This is a genomic window from Dyella sp. OK004 (genome assembly GCF_900114495.1).
Taxonomy (GTDB): Bacteria; Pseudomonadota; Gammaproteobacteria; order Xanthomonadales; family Rhodanobacteraceae; genus Dyella_D.
Window position 1 is genome coordinate 135,792 of the sequence record NZ_FOZI01000003.1, and the last position, 16,437, is coordinate 152,228.

Here is a 16,437-nt window from a genome sequence, read left to right on the forward strand (position 1 = left end):
ATGTTCCGACCGCTAGAGCTTTTCGTTGGCCTGCGCTACACGCGCGCCAAGCGACGCAATCAATTCATCTCGTTTATTTCCACCGTTTCCATCGTGTGCATCGCGATCAGTGTGACCGCCTTGATCACGGTGATGTCGGTGATGAACGGCTTCGATAACGAACTGCGTACGCGCATTCTCGGCGCCATTTCGCACGCAACAGTTTCTGGTCTGCCGGGCGAGAGCGTGCAGAACTGGTCGAAGGCGGTGCAGGTCGCGGAAGCTAACCCTCACGTACTGGGCGCGGCACCCTATGTGGAAACGCAGGCCTTTCTACAGGCGCGTCGTCCCAGTGGCGCGCTGGTGCGCGGCATCGAGCCGGCGCAGGAGCCCAAGGTTTCCGACATCGACAAGCATATGGTCGAGGGCAAGCTCACCGACTTGGCGCCGAACGCATGGAACATCGTGCTTGGCCGCGAATTGGCGCTGACCCTGGGCGTGAATGTGGGCGACAAGGTCACGATGGCGGTGCCGGAGTTTCGCGCTACGCCGATGGGTAGCGTGCCGCGCTTGCGTGGCTTCAAGGTGGTCGGGATTTTCGAACTGGGCATGCAGGAGTTCGATTCCAACCTGGCCCTGATCAATATGAGCGACGCCGAGAAGCTCAACGGGCTCGATGGTCCGACCGGTATCCGGCTGCGGCTGGACGACATGTTCAACGCGCGGCCGGTGGCGCAGGAACTGGTCAATCAGCTGGGCCAGGTCTATCGGGTGGAAACCTGGATGGACAGCCACGCCAACTTCTTCTCCGCCATTTCGATGGAGAAGAAGGTCATGGGCATCATTCTTTCCCTGATCATCCTGGTGGCGGTGATCAACTTGATCTCGATGCTGATGATGCTGGTGACCGACAAGCAGGCGGATATCGCCATTCTGCGTACCCTGGGTTCCACCCCGCTCAGCATCATGGGCATGTTCATGGTGCAGGGTTTGTTGGTCGGTTTTGTGGGTATCGGGTTCGGTGTGGGCCTGGGCTCGCTGCTGTCCTGGCGCCTGCCGCAAGTGGTCAAGTGGATCGAGCACGCCTTCGGCGTGACTTTCCTGTCGCCCGACGTCTATTACATCAGTGAGCTGCCCAGCAAACTGCAGGCGGCCGATGTGGGTTGGGTGGCGCTGGTGACTTTCCTGTTCTCGCTGCTGGCGACCCTCTATCCCGCGTGGCGCGCATCGCGCACGCAGCCGGCCCAGGCGCTGCGCTATGAGTAATGTGATGACTGCGGACAACAACATCGTGCTGCGCGCCAGCCATATCGCCAAGACCTATGAAGAGGGCGGCCTGCACACCGATGTGCTGAGCGATGTCAGCTTCATGCTGAAACGCGGCGAGACGCTGGCCATCGTGGGTGCGTCCGGCTCGGGCAAGAGCACGCTCCTGCATATCATTGGCGGGCTGGACACGTTGACCCGCGGCGAAGTGGAAGTGGAAGGGCGAATGCTTTCGCAGCTTTCCGATGCAGAGCGTGGCCGCGTACGCAATCGTTCGCTGGGTTTCATCTATCAGTTTCATCATCTGCTGCCCGAGTTCACCGCATTGGAAAACGTGTGCATGCCGTTGCTGATCCGCGGCACGCCGATTGCAGAAGCGCAGAAGCAGGCGAGTGAGCTGCTGGGCCGTGTAGGTCTGGGCAAACGTCTGGAGCACAAGCCGGCGGAGCTTTCCGGTGGCGAGCGCCAGCGCTGTGCGGTAGCGCGTGCGCTGGTGACGCGCCCGGCCTGTGTGCTGGGTGACGAACCGACAGGCAATCTCGATGAGGGGAATGCCGAGCAGGTCTATCAGCTGATGCTGGAGTTGAATCGCGAGATCGGCACCAGCTTCATCCTGGTGACGCACGATAGCCGTCTGGCGGCCCGCATGGATCGCACGCTGGAGCTGCATAACGGCCTGTTGCAGGAACGGCCGCACCGCTGAGCCGTTGCATCACGACGAGGTCTCCCTTCGTGTTTTGGCCGACAGACTTGCCGGCCTTCACCTACCGATAATTCATCTCCCGCGCCGAAGCCGGCGCGATAGGCTGGCCGCATCCTCAGGGAAGGGATGCGCCGGTGCGAAGTCACCCCATCGTGTTGACCGCCGTGGCGTTGTTGTTTGGTGTGCTTGCCATGCAATGGCTGCCTATCCTGCCGCCACGCTGGATATCGGTAACCGCCGGTTCGATTGCCATCGTCTGTCTGTGGCTACGGCCACGCTTTCGATGGTTGGCGTGGATAGCGCTTGGCGCGGCCTGGGCCAGCTGGTGCGGCAGCACGGCGATGCAGGCGCGACTGCCGCGCGATCTGGAAGGGCGCGATTTCGTAGTGACCGGTGCGATTAGCGATCTGCCGCAGGTGCGCAAAGACGCAACCCGATTTGTGCTGACCGCCGAGCAAGTGTCGCTGGATGGCCGGCGCGTGATGCTTCATGGCCGACTGCGCGTTGCCTGGTACGTTACCCGGGGCAATACCGTGCCAGTGATGGCGTCATGCTCGCGATGGCGCCTTAGCCTGCGCTTGAAACGCCCGCGTGGCCTGGTCAATCCGGGTGGCGGCGACAGTGAACGCACCGCACTGGAACGCGGCATCGTGGCGACGGGCTATGTGCGCGAGGACGCCGCCAATGCCCCGATCGGAGCGCCTGGCCTGTGTATCAATGCCGTCCGCGACGGTATCGCCCGCGATATCGCCAGCCGAGTGAGCGACGTGCACGCCGCCGCCTTGCTCAAGGCGTTCGCTGTGGGCGATACGCGCGATCTCAATCAGCGCGACTGGGAAGTGGCCCGCGCCAATGGCGTCTCGCATCTCATCGCAATTTCAGGATTCCACGTTGGCGTAGCGGCGATAGCGGGTATCTGGTTGCTGCAAGGCGTGTACTGGGTATGGCCAGGATTCGGCTTGCGCATGCCGTGCGCGCAGGCCCAGGCCTTGGCTGCGTTATGGGTGGCCGCGTTGTATAGCGCGCTGGCCGGATTCGGATTGCCGACGGTGCGCACGCTGCTGATGATTGCCGTGGTGGCACTCATGCGTTGCCTGCGGCGACAGGGTGGCGGCGCGCAATCGCTCGCCCTCGCATTGATCGTCATCCTCGCAATGGATCCGCTGGCGGTGCTTTCCGCCGGCTTCTGGCTTTCATTTGTCGGCGTGGCGTTCCTGATGCTCTGCCTCAGTGCGCAAGGTAAAGGGCTCAAGGGTTTTCTGGGCGAGCTCTCAATGGGACAGCTAGTGATGACCTTGTCCTTGCTGCCACTGACACTGTGGTTTTTTGGTGAGGCTTCGCTGGTCGGCGCCTTGTCCAATCTGATCGCGGTGCCCTTCGTCAGCTTTGTGATCGTGCCGCTCGCTTTGTTGGGCATGCTCATGCTCGGTCTGTGTCCGCCTTTGGCTGCGCCGGTGTTCTGGCTGGCTGCCGCTCTTGCGCATGGGCAATGGTGGCTGCTCGAACGGATGGCTGGCTGGCCCGGCGCGCATTGGTACTTGCCGGAGGTGAGGCCATGGGCACTAGTGCTGGCGACACTGGGAGCCTGGTGGCTGTTTCTGCCGCGTGGTGTTCCGCTGCGCGGGCTGGGTGGACTGATGTTTCTTCCGCTGCTGTGGCCGCCTCTTGAACGGCCTTTAAATGGGGGATTCCAGTTGTGGATGCTGGACGTGGGCCAGGGGCTTTCGGTGATCCTGCGGACGCGTCATCACGCGCTGGTGTATGACACCGGCGCGCGCTATCCGTCGGAGTTCGATCTGGGTGAAGCGGCGGTACTTCCTTCGTTGCGTGCGCTGGGCATGGATCGTCTGGATGTGCTGATGGTCAGTCACGCCGACAACGATCATGCCGGTGGTACCCAGGCCGTGGCTGCGGCGTTTCCTGCGGCCGAGCGTCTTGCCGGCGAGCCGGCGCGGATGCCTTTGCCGATGCTTGCTTGCGAGGTCGGGCAGGCCTGGGACTGGGATGGCGTGCGTTTTCGTGTGTTGAGTCCATCTGCGGATCAGCCTAACGGCAAGAGCAACGACCGCTCCTGCGTCTTGTTGGTGGAAGGAACTGGCGGACGTGTATTGCTTACTGGCGATATCGACAGTCAAGTCGAGTCCCGTTTGGCCAAGGAGGTGTCGCAGGGGCCGCCGCTGGTCCTGCAGGTTCCGCACCATGGCAGCCGCCACTCTTCCAGTGTTGCCTTCATTAGCGGACTGAAGCCGCAATGGGCGCTGGTTTCCGCTGGCTGGCGCAACCGTTTCGGCCATCCACATCCGGCCGTGGTGGCGCGTTACACCGGACTCCGCGTGCCCTTGCTGAACACGGCTGATCAAGGTGCGATTCAGATCAATATGCCCTCAGCCGGACCGCCGCTGGTAGCCGCCACCTGGCGCGTTTATCGGGCGCGTTATTGGCGTGAATAAATGCGGCTCCCGCCAGTACGCAGGCCGCTTTGCGCAATTGCCACCGGTGCCGCGGAACCGCTGGGCGGGACTGCTATGATGCGCCCCTGCATGTGATCGCATGGGTGGGTGTAGTCGTGCTGGAAATCCTGATGGCTGGCGGTTGGGCGATGCTGCCCATCCTGATCTGTTCTGCGGTCGCTCTGGCGATCGTGCTCGAGCGTTGCTGGACCCTGCGCCGCAAGTCGGTGCTACCGCCCGGTCTGGGCGACGAAGTGCGCACCTGGGCGCGCTCGGGCCAGCTTGATCCCGCCCATCTCGCCACCCTGGCAAACGGTTCGCCGCTGGGTGAACTGTTGGCTTCGGCGGTGGCGGTGCGCAACCGTCCACGCGAACTGATCAAGGAGCGCATCGAGGACACCGGCCGCCATGTGGTGCACAACATGGAGCGCTACCTCAATACGCTCGGCACCATCGCATTGATCGGCCCGCTGCTCGGCCTGCTGGGTACGGTGATCGGCCTGATCCGCATGTTTCTCGACGTGATGAAGGGCGGCGTAGGCGACCCGATGAAGATGGCGGGTGGTATCGGCGAGGCGCTGATCTGCACCGCCACCGGTCTGGTGGTGGCGATCCCGGCTTATGTGCTGCATCGCTACTTCCGCTCCAGGGTGGCCGGTTACTGCGTGGAGATGGAGAAGCAGGCCACCGCGCTACTGGACGAACTGACTGTCACCGCGCCGGCCACGCCGCGCCCGCGCCGTACGGCTGCTGCCGCCACCACTGAGCAGAGCGCAGGCTGATCCCGCATGCGTATCGGCAACGACCGTCGGCACGACGATTTCGAGATCAACGTAATCTCGCTGATCGACGTGCTGCTTACCCTGCTGATGTTCTTTGTACTCACCACTACCTTCATCCAGCACACGCGGATGCAGGTGACCCTGCCAAAGGCCAGCGCCGACGAGCGTGACATGCAGGCGCCGGCGCTCACCGTGGTGGTGGACCGCGAAGGACACTATTACGTGGGCAGCGATGAAGTGCTGGGGCAGGGCATCGAGCCGCTCAAGCAGGCCATCGCCAACATCGCCGGCGACGATCGCGAGCGCCAGGTGACCATCCGCGCTGACGCCATGACGCCGCATCAGAATGTAGTGACGGCGATGGACGCGCTGGGGCAGCTGGGCTTTACCAAGCTTTCCATCGCGACCACGCCCAGCCAGGCGGACGCCGGCAAGTGAGCAAAAAGAAAGTCAACGTCTGGGACGCCGAAACCTGGCGCATCTATAGGCGCCTGCTCGGTTACAGCGGCCGCTATTGGCCGATCGGCCTGATCGCGGTGGTGGGCATGGCGTTGGAAAGCGGCTGCCTTGCCGCCTTTACCAAGCTGCTGCGACCGCTGATCGACGACCTGTTCGCGAAGAAAGACGCCTATCTGATTTTCTGGATGCCGATCTGGATCATCGGGCTGTTCGTGCTGCGTGGCATCGGCATCTTCCTCAGCGATTACGGCATCGCGTATATCGGCCGTAACGTCGTGCAAACAATGCGGCGCGATGTGTTCAGCTCCTACCTGCGCCTGCCGGCTGCCTTCTTCGGGACCGAGCACTCGGGGCAGCAAGTCTCCCGCATCACCTATACCAGCGAGCAGGTGGCGCAAGCTTCCACCGATGCGGTGAAGGTGGCGGTGACCGAAGGCGTCATGATCATCGGCATGATGTGGGTGATGCTGACGACCAGCGCTTACCTGACCATGGCGTTGTTGATCATGGTGCCGGCGGTGGTGTTGATCGTGACGGTGGTCAGCCGGCGCTATCGGCAAATCAGCAAGCGCATTCAGGGCACCATGGGTTCGGTGACCGGCACGGTCGAGGAATCGGTTGGAGCCCATCGGGAAGTCCGCATTTATGGCGGACAAGAGCATGAGGCGGAGCGCTTCGAAGAAGTCACCGAGCGCTCAAAGCGTCTGAATCTCAAAGTATCCATTACCAGCTCGATGTCGAGCGCGACGATCCAGACCGCCGCGGCGTTTGCACTGGCGCTGTTGGTCTATCTCGGCACGCGGCCGGGCGTGATCGACAGCATTTCGCCCGGTGTTTTCATCACGGTGCTGACCTCGATGGGCGCCATGCTGCCTTCGCTGAAGCGCCTGACCGGTGTGCAGGCGGGCATCCAGCGCGGCGTGGCCGCGTGCGAGGATCTGTTCGCGATCATCGACATGCCGCCGGAAATCGATCATGGCAAGCATGTGCTGGAAAAGACGCGCGGCGACCTCGTCTTCAAGGATGTGCGCCTGACCTATGCGAGCAATGCCTTCGAAGCCCTGCGCGGTGTTGATCTGCATTGCCAGTCGGGCACGGTTACCGCGCTAGTGGGGCGGTCGGGCAGCGGCAAGAGCAGCCTGGTAAGTTTGTTGCCGCGTTTCTATGAGCCGAGCGAAGGTCATATCGACCTTGATGGCCTGGACTACTCCACCTACACGCTGGCGTCTTTGCGCAAGCAGATTGCCTGGGTGGGTCAGAGCGTGGTGTTGTTCGACGGCACCGTGGCCGACAACATCGCCTATGGCGAACTGGCCGACGCCAAGGAGAAGGACATCATCGCGGCGGCCGAGGCTGCCAATGCGATGGAGTTCATCAAGCGTCTGCCCAAGGGAATTCACAGCCAAATCGGCCAGGGTGGCAACATGCTGTCCGGCGGCCAGCGCCAGCGCATCGCCATTGCGCGCGCGATCCTGAAGAATGCGCCGATCCTGGTATTGGACGAAGCCACCAGCGCGCTCGATACCGAATCGGAGCGGCTGATCCAGCAAGCCTTACAGCGTCTGATGCGCGATCGCACCACCCTGGTCATCGCCCATCGCCTGTCCACTATCGAGCATGCCGATCAGATCGCGGTGATGGAGCAGGGGCGTATTGTCGAGCGCGGCACGCATGCGGAACTGCTCGCGCTGGGCGGTCATTACGCGGTGCTGCATCGCATGCAGTTTCACGACAAGGCTACCGACTGAGGTCTCCTATGGCGCTGGCCGACACGCTCCAGGCCGCCTGGTACGGCAAGGGAAAACGGCCGTGGTGGACCTTGCCTCTGGCGGTGCTGTACGGCGGTGTGAGCCGCTTGCGCCGGACCCTGTATCGGCACGGCTGGCTGCGCAGCGAACGTCTGTCGGTGCCAGTCATCGTGATCGGGAATATCAGCGTCGGCGGCACCGGCAAGACCCCGCTTGCCATGGCGCTCGCCGAGGCGCTGCGCCGCCACGGCTATCGCCCGGGAGTGGTCAGTCGCGGCTATGGCGGCACCGAACAGGGACCGCTGTTGCTGGATGAATTGCCCGATCCGGCTCGCGTGGGTGACGAACCTTGTTTGATCCGTGCGTCCGGCACGCCGGTGGCGGTGGGGCGCGACCGTCCAGCGGCGGCACAGTTGCTGATCGATGATGCGGGCTGCGATGTGGTGATGGCCGATGACGGTCTGCAGCACTATCGCCTGCGACGGGATATCGAGATTTGCGTGATCGACGGTGCGCGCCGGTTTGGCAATGGTGCACTGTTGCCGGCGGGGCCATTGCGTGAACCGGTAACGCGCCTGGCGCAGACGGACTTCCGTGTCTGCAATGGCGGTGAAACGCAGCCCGGCGAAGTACTCATGTCACTGCAGGGTGACATGGCAAGGTCCATGGCGGATGACCATCTGCAACCTCTGGACGCCTTCCGCGGGCGGCGCGTGCACGCGGTGGCGGGCATTGGTCACCCGCAGCGCTTCTTCGACAGCTTGCGGGCGCGAGGGCTGGAGGTGGTCGAGCATCCGTTTCCCGATCATCACGCTTATCGGGCGGACGACCTGGCCTTTGGCGACAGCGCGCCAGTGCTGATGACGGAGAAGGATGCGGTGAAATGTCGCCCGCTGGCCTTGCCCCAAGGGTGGGTGGTACCCGTGCGCGCCGTATTGCCCGAAGCGTTCCTTGAGGAAGTCTGCGCACGGGTAGCGAAAGTCCGTGCGGCAATAGGCTGATACAACAACGGCCGGCTTGCGCCGGCCGTTGTGTGGAGAGCGTCGCCAGATGACTGGCGGCTCGCTTACTGGATGCGCGTTACGTTGCCGTCGCCGTCGACCTGCACCATATCGCCTTCGCGAATGGCGCTGGCATCCGGTACGGTGACGTTGCTATAGCTGCCATTGCCCATGCGCAGGCGCAGCGTCCAGCTCTCGCTGCCGCCGCCGGTGCCGATCTTGTTGCCGGCAAAGCCGCCGCCGACCGCACCCGCGACCGTCGCCAGTTTGCGGCCGTTGCCCCTGCCGACCTGGTTGCCCAGCACGCCGCCGGCGACAGCGCCGATGATCGCGCCGGCCGTGCCGTGGTCGCGGCCCTGGGTCATGTTGTGTTCGATCGACTCCACCGTGCCGCACTGGCTGCAGCGCAGAAAGATACCGTCGTTGCGGATCAATACGTTGCCGTTGAGCGTGCCGGCATCCACCACCGGACGGTTCGGTGCTGCTGGTCGGTTGGCGCCGGTCGCGGCCGTTGCCGACAGGCTGACGAAGGCGAGGGCGGCAGACGCGGTCAGGGCGAGAAAACGCTTGGTACTCATGGGTTCTCCAGGTGGATGGGCGAGCCGAGTCTAATCGGCTCGGCTGAACGGCAGGCGAGACATTTCTTTATCATGGGCATCCCGCGGAGCGTCTGTCGACACTCTGCCTGTTTAGCCCCTGGAGTTTCCATGAGCCTGATCCAAGTTCCGGTGTCCTACGGCGAGTTGATCGACAAGATCACGATCCTGGAGATCAAGTCGCGTCAGATCACCGACCCGGCCAAGCTGGCCAATGTGCGCAACGAGCTGGACATGCTCAATGCCACCTGGGCCAACGCCGACGCTTCGAAGACCGATATCGCCGCCGAGCGCGCTCGCCTGCTGGCGGTGAACGAAGCGCTATGGGATATCGAAGATCGCATCCGCCTGAAAGAGAAAGCGCAGGCGTTCGACCAGGAGTTCATTGAGCTGGCCCGCGCGGTGTATTTCCAGAACGACGACCGCGCGGCGGTGAAGCGCGAGATCAACCTCAAACTCGGCTCGCAGCTGGTCGAAGAGAAGTCGTACCAGGATTACAAGAGCAAGTAAGCACACGTGTAGGAGCGCACCCTGTGCGCTATAGGCGCTTGGTTAAGTGCGAATCGCGCACAGGGTGCACTCCTACAGGATGGCCGCGCTCGCTGCTTCAAACCGTTCGATGACCTCGTTGACCTCAATGAGGTCCATCACGCCCGGTTTCTCGATCTTGCTACCCCACGGAATCTCATTGGCCGGCTTGCCCAAATATTTTCGTGAAGCTTGATCGTATTTGTTGACGCACCAGCGCCGGTCGGAATAAGGACCGGAGCGATCCGGATTGCTGGCCGCGTGCAGACCCAGCACCTTGCAGCCGACCGCATTGGCCATGTGCATCGGGCCGGAGTCGGGCGTCAGTAGTAGTGGTGCACGGCTGAGCATGGCCAGCAGACGCTTGAGGGTGTCTTTGCCGGTGAGGTCGAGCGGCGCATGGCGACACACGGCGAGTATCGCGTCAGCCATGCTGCGTTCGTCCTGCGACGGTCCGCCGATCAAGGCGACGCGCCAGCCGCGCTGGGCGGCGTGGTCCATCACGGCGGCATAGCGTTCCGGACGCCAGTTGCGCAGGGTGTGGCTGGAGGTGGGGCTGACCAGCAAGGTCGGCGTGTCGCCTGGCAGCTGTTCGGCCGCCCAGGCATGGGCCTCTTCGGGGATGGGAATATCCCAGCTCACCTGGGTCTGCTTCAGCCCCAGCGGTTCGCAGAAACTGCCGATCGCGTCGAGTACGTGTTCGCCTGTGCGCGCAGGGATGCGTTCGTTGATCACCAGCCCGTGCAGGTCTTTCGCCCGCGCCGGGTCGTAACCGATCCGGCGGCGGGCCTTGATGCCCAGGCTAAGCAGGTTGGAGCGCATGGCCACCTGCATCTGCAGCAGGGCATCGAAGCTTTGCCCGCGTAGCGCGTCCCGCACGGCGCGCATACCCGCCCAGCCGGCAGTCTTGTCGAAGGTGACGAAATCCACGCCGGGCAGGTCGCCGACCAGACGCCGTTCCAGCTTGCCCACGATCCAGGTAAGCCGGGTCTGCGGCCAGGCCCGCTGCAGTGTGCGCACCAGAGGCACGACGTGGGTGACGTCGCCGATGGCGGAGGTGCGCAGCAGGCAGATAGAGGCGGGAGCAGGCATGGGGCTTGGGCTAGAATCGCGGGTCATTGGGCGAAACAGGGTGTTGTGAAGCCGGACATGATGATGCAAGAGCAAGTCCGTGAGGGCACTGCCGGAGCGATTCTGTTCGACGCGGCGGCATCGCCACAAGTCGATGACGACTGGTTCGCACCGGATTACTGGCGCGAACGCGGTGCTTTGCGCACACAGGCGGGCGGGCGCGGTGGTGTTGCCATCGTCGATACGCCGACCGGCGAATGTGTGCTTCGCCACTACCGCCGGGGTGGTCTGGTGGCGAAGTGGATGGGGGATCGTTACCTATGGATAGGCGCGGAACGTAGCCGCGGTTTTGCGGAGTTCCGATTGCTGGCCGACATGATCCGGCAAGGGCTGCCTGTGCCTGGTGTGGTCGCCGCGCGTTATCGCCGGCACGGCCTGTTCTATACCGCCGACCTGATGACTCGCCGCGTTCCCGATGCCTCCACCTTGGCCGAATGTCTCGCCGCCGGGAAGTTTGACGGCGAACTCGCCGAACTGGTCGGTGCCCTGGTGGCGCGTTTCCATCGCGTCGGCATCTGGCACGCGGACCTCAATGCACACAACATTCTGGTGACCGCCACCGAGCTGTATCTGATCGACTTCGATCGCGGCAAGCTGCGGCGGCCGGCCGAAGGCTGGCGGCTGGCCAATCTGCAGCGCCTGCGCCGTTCGCTGATCAAGCTCGGTGCCGCAACGCAGGGCGAGACAGTGTTTGAAGAGCAGCTATGGAAGCCCTTGCTCTATCGCTACGAGCTAAGCTTCGGCACCAGCGATGGCGGCTTGCTGTGAGTGTCATTGCTTGCCCCCGACCTTGAACCGATTGCGAAGCCTATGACTTGGTCCCTGCATTTTCTCGGCGTAGGCGCGGCGCATGCCGTGGAGCTGGGTTCGTCTTCCGCGGTACTGGAGCGCGACGGCAAACCGATGCTGCTGATCGACTGCGGCCCCGATACGCTGGATCGTTATCAGGCCGCCTATGGCGAGCCGCCGCGAGCGCTTTACATCACGCACACGCATATGGATCACGTGGGCGGGCTGGAGCGCTTGTTCTTCCGCTTGTGGTTCGATGAGCACCTGCGCGGACAGACCAAGCTGTTCCTGCAGGCGGGGCTGATGCCCTGGTTGCAGGGCCGGGTGGCCGACTACCCCAATGTGTTGGCCGAGGGCGGCGTCAACTTCTGGGAAGCTTTCCGTTTGCTGCCTTGCAGTCGCGGATTTTGGCTCGACGGCTGCTGGTTCGACGTATTTGCCACTCGTCACCATATGCCAGGCACCTCGTTCGGTATCGCGCTGGCTGGCAGTTTTGCCTATACCGGCGATACCAGGCCGGTGCCCGAAATGCTGGAACGGTATGCGGGCAGCACCGAGGTGATCGCGCACGATTGCGGGCTGGCCGGCAATCCTTCGCATACCGGTATCGACGATATCGAGCGCGAATACCCGGAACACCTGTGCTCGCGTCTGCGGCTGTATCACTACGGCAGCGTGGAGGATGGCGAAGCCCTGGCGGCGCGCGGCTATACCATCGCCGCAGCCGGTGCGCGGATTGCGTTGGCAGCGCCTATGCCGCCCAGGGCCGATGCCGGCTGATCCGTCGCGCCGGCTTGTCTGAATTCCGGCCTGCCGGTATTATTCCGCTTCTTTGCCGGGCCTTGATGACCGGCAAGGCGATTTCACCATCGCGGAGAGGTGTCCGAGTGGTTGAAGGAGCACGCCTGGAAAGTGTGTATACGGCTTATCCCCGTATCGCGGGTTCGAATCCCGCCCTCTCCGCCAGTGAGTGAAATCGCGTAACGGTCTTGACGACCGTTCATGGGCAAGAGCCCAACGTCTATGGTGGCCCCGTCGGTCCCCCCGCGACGATAGTTCGTAAACTCCGCCAGGCCCGGAAGGGAGCAACGGTAGCGAATGATTCGGGTGCCGGGGTGTGGCTGGCGGGGCCGCCGCCTTTCTGGGGTATGCGAATCGCCATCGGTCGTCCTGACTTAGCTGACTTGCCGCAAGCGACTTGGCACAATCGAACTTCGCCCCAAGGTAAACCGGCATGTCCTATCAGGTACTCGCGCGCAAATGGCGCCCCCGCAAGTTCGCCGAACTCGTCGGGCAGGAGCATGTGGTCCGCGCGCTCACCAATGCGCTCGATACCGGGCGCATGCATCACGCTTATCTGTTCACCGGTACGCGCGGCGTGGGCAAGACCACCATCGCGCGCATCTTCGCCAAGTCGCTGAACTGCGAACGCGGCGAGTCGGCTGATCCCTGTGGTGAATGCGCCGTTTGCACCGCCGTCGATGCCGGCCGTTTTGTCGACCTGCTCGAGATCGACGCAGCCAGCAACACCGGCGTGGACGATGTGCGCGAGGTGATCGAGAACGCGCAGTACGCACCGGCGCGCGGCCGCTTCAAGGTGTATCTGGTCGACGAGGTGCACATGCTGTCCAAGCCGGCCTTCAATGCGTTGCTGAAGACGTTGGAAGAGCCGCCGCCGCATGTGAAGTTCCTGCTTGCCACCACCGATCCGCAGAAGCTGCCGGTGACGGTGCTGTCGCGTTGCCTGAAGTTCAATCTCAAGCGTTTGTTGCCGGAGCAGATTTCCGGCCAGATGCGTCACATCCTCGGCGCCGAAAACATCGCGTATGAAGACGCCGCAATCGGCGAGCTCGCGCGTGCAGCCGACGGCTCGCTGCGTGACGGCTTGTCGCTGCTCGACCAGGCCATCGCCTATGGCGGCGGCTCGCTGCAGGTCGATGACGTGCGCGCCATGCTGGGCAGTGTCGCGCGCGGGCAGGTGCTTGGCGTGCTCGAGGCACTTGCAGCGGGCGACGGCGATCAGTTGATGGCCGAGTGCGCGCGCATCGCCTCCTTCTCGCCGGATTTCGGCGGTGTGCTGGACGATCTTGCCAGCGTGTTGCACCGCATCCAGCTGATCCAGTTGGTACCCGGTTATCGCCCGGAAGGCGACGCCGGTGACGAACAAGCGCTGGCTTCGCTGGCAGAGCGTGTCGGCGCGGAAGACGTGCAACTCTATTACCAGATTGCCACCGGTGGACGCCGCGATCTCTCGTTGGCGCCGGATGCGCGTACCGGTTTTGAAATGGCTTTGTTGCGCATGCTGGCTTTCCGGCCCGCGGATGGCGGTGACGGTTCGCGCGCCGAGCGGCCTGCCGCCAGTGCGGCACCGCGTACGCCAGCCGCCGCTCCGACACGCGTCGCGCCACCAGCTCCAGCCGCGGTTGAACGGCCGGCCGCGCGCGCAGCGGAACCCGCACCAGTGCGCACGGAACCGGCTCCCGTCGCCCCCCCCGCAGCGCCGCGCGCCGCGCTAGTGTTGGACGCGAATGGCCTGCCGCACTGGGATTCGATGATTGAACAAGCCGGCCTGCGCGGGCCGCTAGGACAGCTGGCGCAGAACGCCGCCTTGCGCGAGCGCGAGGGGCAAACTCTGGTGCTGGCGCTGCAACCCATCCATATGCATCTCGCTGTCGAACCGATGGTGAGCCAGATGGAAGAGCGCATCAGCCAGGCCATGGGCGAGCGCATCCGCCTCCGTTTCGTCGGCGATCACGCCAGTGGCGTGGAAACACCGGCCGCGCGTGCAGCCACGGCGCGCTCAGTAGCACAGTCCGCGGCGGAACAATCGATCGAGGAAGACCCCTTGGTGCAATCGTTGCGACGCGAATTCGGCGCGCGCGTGCTGCCACAGTCGGTCAAGCCCTTCGAGCCGTAAACCTTACTACCAGACCATTCGGAGTCAGAATCATGAGAGGACAAATCGGCCAGCTGATGCAGCAAGCGCAGCGCATGCAGGACGAAATGAAGCGCGCGCAGGAAGAGATCGCCAAGCTTGAAGTCACCGGCAGTTCGGGTGGCGGCCTGGTGACCGTGGTCATGAGCGGCACGCACGAAGTGCGCCGCGTGCAGATCGACCGCAAGCTGTTCGCCGACGATCCGGAGATGGCTGAGGATCTGGTGGCTGCCGCCATCAACGATGCGGTCAATAAGGTAGCCGAGGTCAGCAAGAACAAGCTCGGTGGCGTCACCTCAGGCATGAACTTGCCGCCCGGTTTCAAGATGCCATTCTGATGTGAAAGTAGGAGCCCACCCTGTGGGCGACCGCTGCGTTATCGGTACGCCAATCGCGCACAGAGTGCGCTCCTACATCCCAAATACGATTCATGAGCAAACTCCTCACCGACTTGATTGAAGCCTTGCGTTGCCTGCCCGGCGTAGGCGGCAAGAGCGCGCAGCGGATGGCCTTCCATCTGCTGGAGCGCGAACGCGAGCGGGGGCTGCGACTTGCCGGCGCGCTAGAGCAAGCCATGCAACGCATCGGCAATTGCACACGCTGCCGCAACTTCAGCGAAGAGCCGGTCTGCTCGATCTGCGCCAGCAGTAGCCGCGACCGCCACGTGCTTTGCGTGGTGGAGTCGCCGACAGAGCTGGCAGTGATCGAGCAGGCCACCGGGTATCGCGGGCAGTATTTTGTGTTGCTCGGTCGCCTGTCGCCGCTGGATGGGCTGGGGCCGGAAGAGCTCGGTCTCGGCTTGCTCACCGAGCGGCTGGGGGAAGGTGAGATCGAAGAGATGATCATTGCCACCAATCCCACCGTGGAAGGCGAGGCGACGGCGCACTATCTCGCGCAGCTGGCGCGTGCCGCCGGTGTCAAACCGACCCGGCTGGCGCACGGTGTGCCGCTGGGCGGGGAGCTTGAGTACGTCGATCGCGGCACGCTGGCGCACGCCTTCGGCAGCCGGCAGAGTTTGTGACCTGAGGGAACCTTGATATGGCCGACACGATTTTTGGAAAGATCATCCGCCGTGAAATTCCCGCCGACATCGTTTACGAAGACGATGATGTGCTGGCTTTCAGCGATCTGAATCCGCAGGCGCCGGTGCACGTGCTGTTCGTGCCCAAGCGTGCCATCGCCAGCCTCGACGAAGCGAAGGCATCCGATGCGGAGCTGCTCGGCAAGTTATTGCTGGCGGCTGCGGCTTATGCCCGACAGCTGGGTCTGGCCGAGCAGGGCTATCGCACGGTGATCAACTGCAACGAGCACGGTGGGCAGACGGTGTTCCATCTGCACGTGCATTTGCTGGCCGGGCGCCGAATGCACTGGCCGCCGGGCTGATCCGGGGGCTTTCACCGATACGAAAACGCCGGCGCGAGGCCGGCGTTTTCTTTGATGCTCTATGTGCTTATCGCGGACGGGGCGGCGGTACCGGACGCGGCACCACGATCACGCGCGGCTGGTACCAGAACGGGTCGCCCCACGGGCCCCAGTACGGACCCCAGCCCGGGCCCCAGAACGGGTCGTAGTAGCCCGGCGGGTAGCGCACGGCGACGCGCTTCGGCCACAGATAGACCACATCGGCTTCCACGCGCGGGTAGGCGTAGTCGTATTCGCCAACCTTCTGCGAGACCGTGCCATGTAGGGTGCCGGTGACGGTCACTTCGCGGCCGCGCGCGAACACTTCCGGATCGTAGAAGCCGGAGCGGCAGGCGACGAAGCGGCCCTGGGTGTCATTGCTGCTGTCTGCCTTCGGACGAGCTTGGTCGTCGAGCGGGCGCGAAAGCATGTAGAAGCAGGTTTCCTGCGGGCCGGGTTCGGTCTTGATGATCTCGCCGCCCCAGCGCACCTTGGCGCCACCAGCGCCGCCTTGCTGCGCCGCGGCCGTGCTGAGGTCGGTGTAAGTGCCTTGCAGCGGCTGGGGTACCGTCGCGCAGGCGGCCAGCGAGGCCGTGACGGCCGCAAGGGCCAGGGTTTTATAGGTGGACATGACCGCTTTCTCCATCGTTAGGCGGATGATCCTATATC

At 63.6% G+C, this 16,437-nt stretch carries 17 protein-coding genes, 1 tRNA gene and 1 other RNA gene; 16 read left to right on the top strand and 3 right to left on the bottom strand.

Features of this window, described 5'->3' with window-relative positions; all coding sequences use genetic code 11:
• The 7 genes from BM338_RS13285 to lpxK all read left to right on the top strand — a co-directional run bounded on the left by BM338_RS13285 (nt 1) and on the right by lpxK (nt 8,388).
• Nucleotides 1–1,245 (top strand): lipoprotein-releasing ABC transporter permease subunit, encoded by a 1,245-nt coding sequence (locus BM338_RS13285; protein WP_090451406.1) that lies wholly within the window; start codon nt 1–3, stop codon nt 1,243–1,245.
• Nucleotides 1,238–1,948 (top strand): lipoprotein-releasing ABC transporter ATP-binding protein LolD, encoded by a 711-nt coding sequence (gene lolD / locus BM338_RS13290; protein ID WP_255367305.1) that lies wholly within the window; start codon nt 1,238–1,240, stop codon nt 1,946–1,948. Before BM338_RS13285 ends, lolD begins: the two co-directional genes overlap by 8 nt.
• Before the next feature lie 191 nt (nt 1,949–2,139).
• The gene (locus tag BM338_RS13295) at nt 2,140–4,398 is read left to right on the top strand and encodes a DNA internalization-related competence protein ComEC/Rec2 (RefSeq protein ID WP_090452520.1); all 2,259 of its coding nucleotides are present in this window, start codon (nt 2,140–2,142) and stop codon (nt 4,396–4,398) included.
• A 131-nt stretch (nt 4,399–4,529) separates the two neighbouring features.
• The gene (locus BM338_RS13300) at nt 4,530–5,180 is read left to right on the top strand and encodes a MotA/TolQ/ExbB proton channel family protein (RefSeq protein WP_090451408.1); all 651 of its coding nucleotides are present in this window, start codon (nt 4,530–4,532) and stop codon (nt 5,178–5,180) included.
• A gap of 6 nt (nt 5,181–5,186) precedes the next feature.
• The gene (locus BM338_RS13305; RefSeq protein ID WP_090451409.1) at nt 5,187–5,618 is read left to right on the top strand and encodes an ExbD/TolR family protein; all 432 of its coding nucleotides are present in this window, start codon (nt 5,187–5,189) and stop codon (nt 5,616–5,618) included.
• Nucleotides 5,615–7,387 carry a lipid A export permease/ATP-binding protein MsbA gene (gene msbA, locus BM338_RS13310; RefSeq protein WP_090451410.1) on the top strand — a complete coding sequence of 591 codons (1,773 nt, stop codon included), beginning with the start codon at nt 5,615–5,617 and terminating at the stop codon, nt 7,385–7,387. Before BM338_RS13305 ends, msbA begins: the two co-directional genes overlap by 4 nt.
• 8 nt (nt 7,388–7,395) lie before the next feature.
• A complete protein-coding gene (gene lpxK / locus BM338_RS13315) occupies nt 7,396–8,388 on the top strand; it encodes a tetraacyldisaccharide 4'-kinase (protein WP_090451411.1) in 993 nt (330 codons plus the stop codon).
• Between the two features lie 65 nt (nt 8,389–8,453).
• On the opposite strand, the gene BM338_RS21870 is transcribed toward lpxK, so the two are convergent.
• Entirely contained in the window at nt 8,454–8,966 is a 513-nt protein-coding gene (locus BM338_RS21870; protein ID WP_090451412.1) for a glycine zipper 2TM domain-containing protein, read from the bottom strand.
• Between the two features lie 129 nt (nt 8,967–9,095).
• On the opposite strand from BM338_RS21870, the gene BM338_RS13325 reads away from it, so the two are divergent.
• Nucleotides 9,096–9,494 carry a DUF6165 family protein gene (locus BM338_RS13325; protein ID WP_090451413.1) on the top strand — a complete coding sequence of 133 codons (399 nt, stop codon included), beginning with the start codon at nt 9,096–9,098 and terminating at the stop codon, nt 9,492–9,494.
• Between the two features lie 72 nt (nt 9,495–9,566).
• Here BM338_RS13325 and BM338_RS13330 read toward each other — a convergent pair whose 3' ends face one another.
• Nucleotides 9,567–10,604 carry a glycosyltransferase family 9 protein gene (locus tag BM338_RS13330; protein ID WP_090451414.1) on the bottom strand — a complete coding sequence of 346 codons (1,038 nt, stop codon included), beginning with the start codon at nt 10,602–10,604 and terminating at the stop codon, nt 9,567–9,569.
• A gap of 57 nt (nt 10,605–10,661) precedes the next feature.
• Here BM338_RS13330 and BM338_RS13335 point away from each other — a divergent pair, with 57 nt between their 5' ends.
• The 8 genes from BM338_RS13335 to BM338_RS13370 all read left to right on the top strand — a co-directional run bounded on the left by BM338_RS13335 (nt 10,662) and on the right by BM338_RS13370 (nt 15,750).
• A complete protein-coding gene (locus BM338_RS13335; RefSeq protein ID WP_090451415.1) occupies nt 10,662–11,411 on the top strand; it encodes a 3-deoxy-D-manno-octulosonic acid kinase in 750 nt (249 codons plus the stop codon).
• Between the two features lie 42 nt (nt 11,412–11,453).
• Nucleotides 11,454–12,212, top strand: coding sequence for an MBL fold metallo-hydrolase (locus BM338_RS13340; RefSeq protein ID WP_090451416.1), 759 nt, complete (start codon nt 11,454–11,456; stop codon nt 12,210–12,212).
• 93 nt (nt 12,213–12,305) lie between these two features.
• A tRNA-Ser gene (locus tag BM338_RS13345) sits at nt 12,306–12,398 on the top strand.
• A 67-nt stretch (nt 12,399–12,465) separates the two neighbouring features.
• Nucleotides 12,466–12,562: signal recognition particle sRNA small type (gene ffs, locus BM338_RS13350), an RNA gene on the top strand.
• A gap of 104 nt (nt 12,563–12,666) precedes the next feature.
• Entirely contained in the window at nt 12,667–14,349 is a 1,683-nt protein-coding gene (dnaX, locus tag BM338_RS13355; protein ID WP_090451418.1) for a DNA polymerase III subunit gamma/tau, read from the top strand.
• A gap of 32 nt (nt 14,350–14,381) precedes the next feature.
• Nucleotides 14,382–14,705, top strand: coding sequence for a YbaB/EbfC family nucleoid-associated protein (locus tag BM338_RS13360; RefSeq protein ID WP_090451420.1), 324 nt, complete (start codon nt 14,382–14,384; stop codon nt 14,703–14,705).
• Nucleotides 14,706–14,797: 92 nt separating this feature from the next.
• Nucleotides 14,798–15,388, top strand: coding sequence for a recombination mediator RecR (gene recR, locus BM338_RS13365; protein ID WP_090451422.1), 591 nt, complete (start codon nt 14,798–14,800; stop codon nt 15,386–15,388).
• A 17-nt stretch (nt 15,389–15,405) separates the two neighbouring features.
• Entirely contained in the window at nt 15,406–15,750 is a 345-nt protein-coding gene (locus tag BM338_RS13370) for a histidine triad nucleotide-binding protein (protein WP_090451425.1), read from the top strand.
• A gap of 67 nt (nt 15,751–15,817) precedes the next feature.
• Here the strand turns inward: BM338_RS13370 and BM338_RS13375 are convergent, their stop codons facing one another.
• Nucleotides 15,818–16,399 carry a Slp family lipoprotein gene (locus tag BM338_RS13375; RefSeq protein ID WP_090451427.1) on the bottom strand — a complete coding sequence of 194 codons (582 nt, stop codon included), beginning with the start codon at nt 16,397–16,399 and terminating at the stop codon, nt 15,818–15,820.
• Between the last annotated feature and the right edge of the window lie 38 nt (nt 16,400–16,437).